At 64.6% G+C, this 9,314-nt stretch carries 7 protein-coding genes; all 7 read left to right on the forward strand.

The window, feature by feature from the left end; genetic code table 11:
* Nucleotides 1-34 precede the first annotated feature (34 nt).
* The gene (locus AC3LCN_RS02805) at nt 35-1,474 is read left to right on the forward strand and encodes a YifB family Mg chelatase-like AAA ATPase (RefSeq protein WP_488648572.1); all 1,440 of its coding nucleotides are present in this window, start codon (nt 35-37) and stop codon (nt 1,472-1,474) included.
* The gene (locus AC3LCN_RS02810; RefSeq protein ID WP_488648573.1) at nt 1,471-2,454 is read left to right on the forward strand and encodes a DNA-processing protein DprA; all 984 of its coding nucleotides are present in this window, start codon (nt 1,471-1,473) and stop codon (nt 2,452-2,454) included. Before AC3LCN_RS02805 ends, AC3LCN_RS02810 begins: the two co-directional genes overlap by 4 nt.
* Entirely contained in the window at nt 2,451-5,018 is a 2,568-nt protein-coding gene (gene topA / locus AC3LCN_RS02815) for a type I DNA topoisomerase (protein WP_488648574.1), read from the forward strand. The genes AC3LCN_RS02810 and topA overlap by 4 nt, the downstream gene beginning before the upstream one ends.
* The gene (locus tag AC3LCN_RS02820) at nt 5,018-5,980 is read left to right on the forward strand and encodes a tyrosine recombinase (protein WP_488648575.1); all 963 of its coding nucleotides are present in this window, start codon (nt 5,018-5,020) and stop codon (nt 5,978-5,980) included. Before topA ends, AC3LCN_RS02820 begins: the two co-directional genes overlap by 1 nt.
* Nucleotides 5,977-7,587, forward strand: coding sequence for a murein biosynthesis integral membrane protein MurJ (gene murJ / locus AC3LCN_RS02825; protein WP_488648576.1), 1,611 nt, complete (start codon nt 5,977-5,979; stop codon nt 7,585-7,587). Before AC3LCN_RS02820 ends, murJ begins: the two co-directional genes overlap by 4 nt.
* Nucleotides 7,584-8,663, forward strand: a complete 1,080-nt coding sequence (locus AC3LCN_RS02830; RefSeq protein WP_488648577.1) for a GNAT family N-acetyltransferase — start codon at nt 7,584-7,586, stop codon at nt 8,661-8,663. Before murJ ends, AC3LCN_RS02830 begins: the two co-directional genes overlap by 4 nt.
* Nucleotides 8,663-9,314: Mur ligase family protein (locus AC3LCN_RS02835; RefSeq protein WP_488648578.1), on the forward strand; the 652-nt coding region annotated here is incomplete at its 3' end. The genes AC3LCN_RS02830 and AC3LCN_RS02835, both read left to right, overlap by 1 nt.

Genomic DNA, 9,314 nt, shown 5'->3' on the forward strand with positions numbered 1-9,314 from the left:
GTGCGCGGTATGTTGCCGCTGTGATCTTCTCTCCATGCCAACCTCCGTCGCATCTACCGCGCTCGTTGGCATTGAGGGGGTTCCCGTTGAGGTCGAGGTTGACGTTGCCCCTGGTATCCCTGCAACACGAATCGTGGGACTCCCCGATACCGCCGTAGGGGAGGCGCGCGAGCGCATACGCTCCGCCATTCGTGCGGCCGGATACACCTGGCCCGCTCGTCGCATCACAATCAACCTCGCACCAGCCGATCTACGCAAGAGTGGCGGCTCGTTTGATCTCGCCATCGCGATCGGCATTCTGCTTGCCAGCGGCCAGATTCGTCATCGTGGCAAAGGGACACTGGCGGCGATCGGTGAGCTCGCGCTCGACGGCAGAGTGCGCAACGTTCCTGGCGCACTGCCACTCGCCCTGCCACTCCTATCAGCGGGGCATCGCGTGCTGCTACCGGCGAGCGTGGCGACGCTGCTAGGGCCGTGCCGCGGCGAGGCGATTCCCGTTGCAACGCTCGCGGATGCTGCATCGGCGGTCGATGGCAGAGTCGCGGGCCCGCGCTCCTTGCCAGAGATCGCTTTGATAGCAGCACCGAGCGAAGAGGTTGCATGCGAGCTCGCGAGCATTCGCGGTCAACCGATTGCATCGCGTGCAGTCTTGGTTGCAGCATGCGGTCGTTTCCCGATTCTGCTCGAGGGACCGCCTGGCGTGGGTAAGTCGATGCTCGCTCGGGCACTGCATGAGATCCTCCCAGACCTTGCTGTGGAGGAGCGCAGCGAGGTTGCATCCATCGCCTCCGCAGGTGGTCACGCCGTAGGGCTCTCCTTGAGACCGCCCTTACGGGCACCGCATCACGACATAACGGTGGCGGGACTCATCGGCGGAGGCCCGCGCATGACTCCGGGCGAGCTGACGTGGGCACATCGTGGACTCCTGCTGCTCGATGAGATCGGTGAATTCCGGCGCGACGCACTTGAGGCGTTGCGCGAACCGCTTGAGCGGGGGAGTGTTGATCTAGTTCGAGCGGGGCGCGCGGTTCGCTTCCCTGCGGATGCGATCGTGGCGGCCACGGGGAATCCCTGTGGCTGCGGCGAGTTGGAGCATCCGAGTGGCACCTGTCGCTGTCTCCCTAGCGCGCGACGGCGAGGGAGCCTCTCGCTCTCCGCGCCGATTCGTGATCGATTCCCGCTACGCGTGCGGCTTGCCCGACCGAGCACGCCCCTTGCTGCGCTCCCGCGCGGCGAACTCACCACGCTGGCTGCTCGCGAGCGCGCAACATCGGTCCGCGCCGCCTTGATGCAACGACCCGAAGGTGCCGACGTAATGACCCCTGCGACGCGCCGAACCGTTGAGGGTCTCGGCGTACGCGCATGGAGTCAGATTGAGCGCATTGCGATGGTGGTGGCGCTCCTTGATGGCCGCGATGTGGTGGGTGACGCCGATGTGGCGGAGGCGATCCATCTGCACGGCGATCATTGGTGAGTGCGGTCACGCTGCACCCAGGCGATCCGCGAATCCCAGAACGGCGCAGCGAGGCGCTTGGGCTCGCCCCCGATGCAGATCGGCGGCGCCCGCTCTGGGCGCTGGGGCGGGTCGAGGTACTTGGGAGACCATCCATCGGGATCGTCGGCACGCGGCGCCCCTCGCCGCACGGCATGGCAGCCGCTCGGCGCATCGCCTTTGAGGTGGCGCGGGCTGGGTGGTGCATCGTCTCGGGACTCGCCCTGGGGATCGACGAGGCGGCCCATTTGGCAGCCGTAGAGGCGGGAGGGGAGACGATCGCCGTACTTCCTAGTCCCGCCCCGCTCGGGCTGCGCTACGGAGCGCGGCGCCTTGCTGAGCAGATCCAGCAGGCGGGCCTACTTCTCTCTGATCGACCGGTCGGCACTCCGCCTGCCGCCTGGAGCTTTGCCGCCCGCAACCACCTCCTGGCGGCCTTCTGCGACGGGCTCATTGTCGTTGAGGCACCTGAGAACTCCGGGGCGCTGATCACCGCTGAATCGGCGGCAGGGCTTGGGCTCCCCGTAGCGGTTGTGAGCGCCCCGTACGGTGCAGCGACAGCGGAGGGGGGCCTACGCTGGCTCCAGCGCGCGCAGGAGTTGTCTTTGCGTCTCACAGAGGAGCGCTCGCCCGTGCTCATTTCAGGGGATGCCGACCTCCGTGCGTGGCTTGCTGTCTGTGCGCTGTCCTTGCGATGTTATTTTGCCGAGCCTTCGGAGGTTGCCTCCGTAGCAGCGAGCGCCGTCGGGGGTGAGGCCTCCGGTTTGCAGCGTGAAATCCTCCAGAGAGTCGATGCAGCTGGTGCTGAGGGGGTCGTCGAGGGCGATTTAAGCGACCTCTCGCGGGAGTTGCCAGGGGCACTCGTGGCGGCCCTGACCCTCTTGAGCCTGCGCGGGCTGATAGAGCAGCGCGGTGGCCGTTGGCGGCGCGTTCTGGGGGCGGTGCTACGCTCTCGCCCATGACAAAGGCTGCCACCAACCTCGTGATCGTCGAGTCGCCGGCCAAGGCCCAGACGATTGAGCGGTATCTCGGCCCCGATTACACCGTGCTCGCCTCTTATGGGCACATTCGGGATCTCCCCCAGAAGACGAAGAAGGGGAGCATGGCGGTGGACGTGGAGAACGGCTTCACGCCAGTCTACGAGATTATCGAAGATAAGCAGAAGCGCCTCGATGACATCACTCGTGCCGCAAAGAAGGCAACCTCCGTCTGGTTGGCAACCGACCTTGACCGTGAGGGGGAGGCGATCGCCTGGCATGTTGCCGAGGCCCTCGGGATCCCCGAGGCGGACCGACGCCGGGTGACCTTCAGCGAGATCACCAAGGGGGCCATCCTCGAGGCGTTTGCCCACCCCCGCGCGATCAACCTCGATCTTGTTAACGCTCAGCAGGCGCGCCGCATCCTGGATCGCCTCGTCGGCTATCGCCTTTCGCCGCTCCTCTCGCGACTCGTCAAGCCGAAGCTCTCGGCGGGGCGGGTGCAGTCGGTGGCACTCCGCCTCGTTGTGGAGCGCGAGCGCGTCATCCGCGCCTTTATCCCGCGTCATTACACCACCGTTGAAATTGGGATTCGCCCAGCCAGCGCTGTCGACCTGATCGTCCCCGCCACCCTCATCGGTGAGAAGGGGGAGATCCTTGAGCTTGATCCAGAGGTAGCAGCAGCTGCCGTCACTCGACTCAATGGTGCCGACGCGGTTGTCGTGGATCGAAGCGAGGGGACGCGCAAGCAGCGCCCCGTTCCGCCATTCACCACATCAACACTGCAGCAGGAGGCGGGTCGCAAGCACGGCTTCCGCTCGCGCGTCACGATGCAGCTCGCCCAGAAGCTCTACGAGGGTGTGGAGATCGGCGGCGAGCGCACCGGCCTTATCACCTATATGCGCACTGATTCGCCAACGCTGAGCCAGCAGGCCATCAGCGACGCCTCAGCGGTGATCCGTGAACGATTTGGCCCAGAGATGATCGTTGAGGGCGGCCGCCAGTACGCCTCAAAGTCAAAGAACGCACAAGAGGCCCACGAAGCGATTCGCCCAACCAATCTCGCCCTCACCCCCGAACTCGCTGCGCCATACATCGACGAACGCGAACTGAAGGTCTACACGCTGATCTGGCGCCGCACAATTGCGTCGCAGATGCCCGACAAGCTCTCCGCCTCTACGACGTTGATCTGGAGCGCGGGAAGTGATCGCCTGAAGACTGTTGCGACGCGAACACTTGAGCCAGGCTTCACAGCGGTCTATCTCGAGGGTCGCGATGACGAAGAAGAAGATGCTGAGGCGAAGGTCCCCGATCTGCCCGAGGGTTCGAAGGGGAGCGTTGCAACCGTCGAGGGTGTGGCGCATGCCACAAAGTCCGAGCCGCGCTTTACCGAACCGACGCTCGTCAAGGAGCTCGAGAAGTACGGCATCGGCCGACCATCCACCTACGCCGCCATTATTGAGCGCATTCAAGAGCGCGAATATGTCGACCGCGACAAAGATAATCGCCTTCGCGCCACGCGCCTCGGCGAAACGGTATGCGACCTACTCACGACGCACTTCACCGCCTTCGTTGACCTCGGCTTCACCGCTGGCATGGAGGAGGAGCTTGATGCTGTGGCAGAGGGGCGCGCGAATTGGCGCGATGTCTTGCAGAAGTTCTGGAGCACCTTCGACCCACTCGTTCTCGAGAAGGCGCAGTCAATCGGTGCCGGAGAGTTCCGTAACCGCACCAGCGAAGAGAAGTGCTCAGAGGGGCATCCGATGGAGGAGCGCCTGGGGCGGTTCGGGTGGTATCTCGCCTGCACCCTCTATCCAGAGCATGCCGAGCGCAAGTCGCTCTCCAAGGTTATTGGCGACGACACGCCATCCGGCGACACGCCAACCCTTGAGGGCGCGGGCCTCCCGTGTCCAATGTGCGGTGCTGAACATGGCGGCAAGATGGCGCAGCGACGAAGCCGCTTCGGCTGGTTCCTCGGCTGCGATCGGTATCCAGAGTGCAAATACATTCCAAAGGCCGAGGTTCCCGCAGAGTTCAAGCTGGAGTTTGACGCGCTCTGCCCGGTCTGTGGCACCGAGCACGGCGGAAAGCTCGGCCCGAAGAAGAACAACAAGCGGGGCACCTACTTCTATTCGTGTAACCGCTACCCCGATTGCAAGACGATTCGACCACGTCCGTCGGGTGCGACACATGCCGAGTGTGGCGCCGTAATCGGTAAAGACGATGAGGGCGGCGTCTGCACGAAGTGTGGCGCGCGCGTGACGCTGCCAGAGGTGGTTGCCGTTGGATCGGTGATTGCGGGCGGTGAGCCTGATCCGCTCGCGTGGGTGCCGAAGCGCCCACGACGCGGTGCAGCAGCCTCAGCCGAGAGTGGCGCGAAGGCCGCTTCAAAGAGCAAGGCGAAGCCGAAGACGAAGGCCAAGGCGAAGCCGAAGAGTAAGGCGAAGCCGAAGGCTAAAGCGAAGGCGAAGAGCAAGGATCCCGCGGCGGAGCCTGTCGCCGTTGAGTCGGTCGCAGAGGCGCCCGCTGAACTGGTGGAAACGGCCTAATGAGTCGGGGCCGCGAACCGGCTCCCGTGGCGCAGCTCTCTTCTGCTGCGACTGACCCGCGAATTGCTCCGTTCATCATTCACCTGCGCGCACGCGCGCTCTCCGCTGCAACAGAACGTTCGTACCGCACGGCGGTAGAGCGGCTCACCGCCTGGTACGACGAAGAGGGGATTGATTGGCGCACGCCAAGTCGCGCTGACCTACGTCGCTACATCACGCTCCTCAGTGAAGATGGCGAGCGTTCGACCGTGCAGCAGCGGCTCGCCGCTCTCGGCACCTTCTACCGATTCTGGGTGCGGCAGGGGAGTGTGGCGAAGGATCCGCTGCATGCGCTCGCCCGACCGAAGCGTGAGAAGCGGCTCCCCGATGTCTTGTCGCAAGCGCAGGTGGAGCAGCTCATCGCGCAGGCGGCGATGGGCAACGCAGCCTGGCTGGCGCTTCGCGATACGGCGCTGATTGAACTGCTCTACGGAGCCGGCCTACGTATTGCCGAAGTTGTGGCAATCAAGCTCGCCGACCTGCAGCTGGGACGCGGTGAGGTGAAGGTGACGGGGAAGGGTGACAAGCAGCGTGTCGCGCTCTTCGGCACACCGTGTCGCCGTGCCCTCGAAGCGTATCTCTCAGATGGCCGCCCTGTGCTTGCTGCGCTCGCCACTACCCCGGGCGCGGCACTCTTCTTGAATCGGAGCGGTGGATCGCTCGGAGAGCGTGGCGCGCGCGCGCGACTTGACGACATCGCACGTGCCGCCGGTCTGCCGGAGGCCTTTCACCCCCACACGTTGCGCCACTCGTTTGCCACACACCTCCTTGATGGCGGCGCGGACCTGCGCGTCGTGCAAGAGCTGCTCGGACACGAGAGCCTCGGAACGACACAGGTCTACACCCATGTTTCAACGACGCGCCTACGCGGGCTATACAAGTCGGCGCACCCGCGCGCACGACGTGCAGGGGCGAAGCCATGACATGGCGTCGACGTAAGCCCGTTGCTCGTTCAAGCATTGCGCATGGCAGCTCTGTTCTCGCCGCCGGCGCATTGGCATCACGCATCGCTGGATGGGCGCGGATTACTGTCCTCGTTGCGGTCTTTGGGGCGACCGGAACGCTCGACCCATTCCTCGCCGCATTCCGCATTCCCGATATCGTGTTCGCGCTGGTTGCCGCAGGTTCTATTGCAACCGTCCTCGTGCCGCAGTTGAGCACCCTCCTTGAGCGCGGCGAACGTCGCAGAGCCCAACGGCTCGTGGGCTCAGTGTTCGTCACCATGCTCTTCCTTCTCGGCCTCTTCTCGCTGGTGGTCGTCGTTGGTGCAAGTGGGCTCAGCGGCCTCTTGGTGGGTGGATTACCGAGCGCCCAGCAGCGCGAGGCGGCAGACCTCAGCGTCATCCTGCTGGTGGCCACGATTGCGCTGGCACTCTCCGCCATCTGCACCAGTGCCGCCGCAGCGCGATCAAAGTTCGGCGTTACTGCAATCACAGGTCTGGTGTATAGCGCGGGGACGATTGCCGGCGCGATGATTGGTGGGCGTGCCGCTGGAGGTTATGGCCCAGCGCTTGGTACCGCAGCGGGTGCGATCGCTGTACTTGCAATCGCTGGCACCGTGCTGATTCGCAGCAACCTACGTCCTGCCCGACCGAACTTTCGTGATCCACTCCTGCGCGATGCCCTTCGTTCGCTCCTGCCACGCGTTGGCTCAGTCTTAATCGTGCAACTGCTGCTGGCCTACCTCATCTCACTCGCTGGCTCGACTGGGTCTGGTGCGATCACGATCTGGTCGTATGCGTTCGCGCTCCTGCAGGTTCCGCTCGCTTTGGTCACCTCTTCAATTGGCATCGCGATCCTGCCGAAGGTGGCGGCGCAGGCTACACGCGGAAATCTAGTTGCCGTGCGTACGTTGGCAACCTCGAGCATCGGTGCAGTCGTTTGGATGATGGCGCCTATCGCAGCGCTCGGTGCACTCTTCTCGTATGACGCAGTGCGTCTCGTTGTGGGCGGGAGCATCGATGACGCCTCTGCGGTCGCGACCGCCGATCTACTCCGGCTGCTCCTTATTGGCCTTGTTGCGCACGGGGTGATCTCGGTCGCGGTGCGCCTATTCTACGGCCTGCGCGATACCGCGCGCCCCACCATTGCCGAGATTGGCGGAAGCCTCGTGATCTTCGCCCTGGCCACCCTGTGGGTGCCGCTTGCTGGTGTTGCTGGCATTGCTACGTCACTCCCTCTCGGCACCTGGATTGAGGCGGTGGTCTTGCTTGCCCTGTTGGTTGCGCACAAACAGATCCTCAGCGCGGCCACGGTTGCCGGCATCGCCCTCTTTGCTGTCATTGCCGCGCTCCTTTCGGCGGGGCTTGCGACCGCGATCACACTGCCTCTCCTTGATGGCGCACGCCTTTCGGGGGTAGTTCCGGGTGCGGCGGTTGCGACACTCGGCACTGTCGTTGGACTTGCCGCCTATGTTGCCCTCACGATTCTGGCGCGCCGACGAGAGGCGCTCCCGCTGTTCCGCCGCATCGCACCACTTGCGCCAAAGAGGATGCGCGCGATTTTGCTGCGCGCTGAGGTGAGCGCATGACGATCCGCCGCGTTGATCTGGGCTCTCTTGAGGCACAACGCGCGTGGGACGCGTGCGCCGTCGATGCGCCTGGCGGTGACGTACACCAGGGGAGTGCCTGGCTCACCTATCGAGCCAGACTTGGACGCGAAGCGATCGCTCTAGAGGCTGATGACGCCCCACTCGGCATCCTCCTGAATCGCGCCCCACTCTTCGGCCTCCCCAAAGGGCATGCGCCGCGTGGGCCACTCGCTCCGTGGGGCGCCACGGTCGCTCAGGCGGTGGCTGTTGCAGAGCGCATTCAGCGCGTCGCAACCTGGCTTGGAGCGGAGTATGGCCTCGTTGCACTAGATGCGGATCCGTGGCTGCCGGCTGGTGAGGCGACCGAGTCTGCGTTCCGTAACGCTGGACTCCAAAAAAGCGACGAGATCTTTCCGAGCCAACACACGATGGTGCTGCGCGCCAGCGCGACCGGAACATCGGAGGCTGACCTCTTTGAGGGGATCACCAAGAGCACTCGCCAGCGCATCACGCTCGCCGAGCGTGCAGGGTTCGTTGCCGAACGCATCACGCACCTCACTCCTGCTCCTGAGCGCACGGCACTGTGGGCCCAAGTGCAGCTCCTACTCGAGGCCACGGCGCAGCGCAAATCGTTCGCGCTCGGCTCATCGGCATCGATGATCCGCTGGTGGGATCAACTCGTTGCAACGGAACGCGCTGAGCTCCTCGCCGTCCGCGGCACCGCTGGCGCACTTGTCGCCTTCATCGTGATCTTGCGACACGGTGAACGCATCACCACCGACGCATCGGGTGACGATCCCATCGCGCGAAAGGAGACGCCTGGCGCGCTTGCCCTGCTGCGTTGGACGGCGATCAAGATTGCTGCGGGGGAGCGCCGTATCACCGATCTCGGCGGCGTGGATGTTGCTGGACATCGGGATGTTCCGGTTGAGGGCGACGCAATGCATGGCCTCTACGCCCACAAGGCGTCGTTCGGGGCAGTCTGGACGCCGATGGCGGGCGCACACCGCGCCGTCCTCCGCCCGCGTGCACTCCGCCTGCGTTCACTGCTCGGCCGAGTGCGAGGGGGTCGCTGATGAGCCGCCGTCCGCTGCGCGAACTGATTGCACGGCTGCAGGAGTTGCAGCTCCTGGCCGCTCCCGTATCGACGGACGTGATCATCACGAGCGCTCCCTCTCACGATTCGCGGCTGGTCACGACTGGTGGCATCTTTGTTGCGATCCCGGGCCGCACCGCAGACGGCGCAGTATTTATTGAGAGCGCTGTTGAGCGCGGCGCAGTCGCGGTATTGAGTGAGCAAGAGGGTGTCGCGAGCGTGCCGCTCGTCGTGGTTCGTGATGCGCGCGCTGCCCTTGCCGTTGCGGCGGCGTGGTGGGAGGGCAATCCAGCCGAAGAGCTCATCGCAATCGGCGTGACGGGTACCGACGGTAAGACCACCACGTCAACGTTCCTCTCAACCGCACTCACCGCAGCTGGGCTGCGAACAGGTTTGATCTCAACGGCGATCAGCCGCATCGGTGGCACCCAGCGAGCGGCCGCTGCGCACCAGACCACGCCAGAGTCTCCCGCCTTGCAGCGCGCGTTGCGTGAGATGGTGGAGGCTGGCGATGAGGCGGCAGTCGTTGAGAGCACCAGTCACGGGTTGCAGCTGGAGCGCGTCGGCGCGATCGGGTTTGCCGCGGCAATCTACACGACCTTCTCGCCAGACCATCTTGACTTCCATGCGA

Origin of the sequence: Candidatus Limnocylindrus sp. (assembly GCF_040397215.1) — a bacterium.
In the GTDB taxonomy this organism is placed as follows: Bacteria; Chloroflexota; Limnocylindria; order Limnocylindrales; family Limnocylindraceae; genus Limnocylindrus.

What these genes read in the sequence shown, in the direction of transcription:
- AC3LCN_RS02805 (WP_488648572.1), top strand. Translation starts at nt 35, where the DNA reads ATGCCAACCTCCGTCGCATCTACCGCGCTCGTTGGCATTGAGGGGGTT.
- topA (WP_488648574.1), top strand. Translation starts at nt 2,451, where the DNA reads ATGACAAAGGCTGCCACCAACCTCGTGATCGTCGAGTCGCCGGCCAAG.
- AC3LCN_RS02820 (WP_488648575.1), top strand. Translation starts at nt 5,018, where the DNA reads ATGAGTCGGGGCCGCGAACCGGCTCCCGTGGCGCAGCTCTCTTCTGCT.
- murJ (WP_488648576.1), top strand. Translation starts at nt 5,977, where the DNA reads ATGACATGGCGTCGACGTAAGCCCGTTGCTCGTTCAAGCATTGCGCAT.
- AC3LCN_RS02830 (WP_488648577.1), top strand. Translation starts at nt 7,584, where the DNA reads ATGACGATCCGCCGCGTTGATCTGGGCTCTCTTGAGGCACAACGCGCG.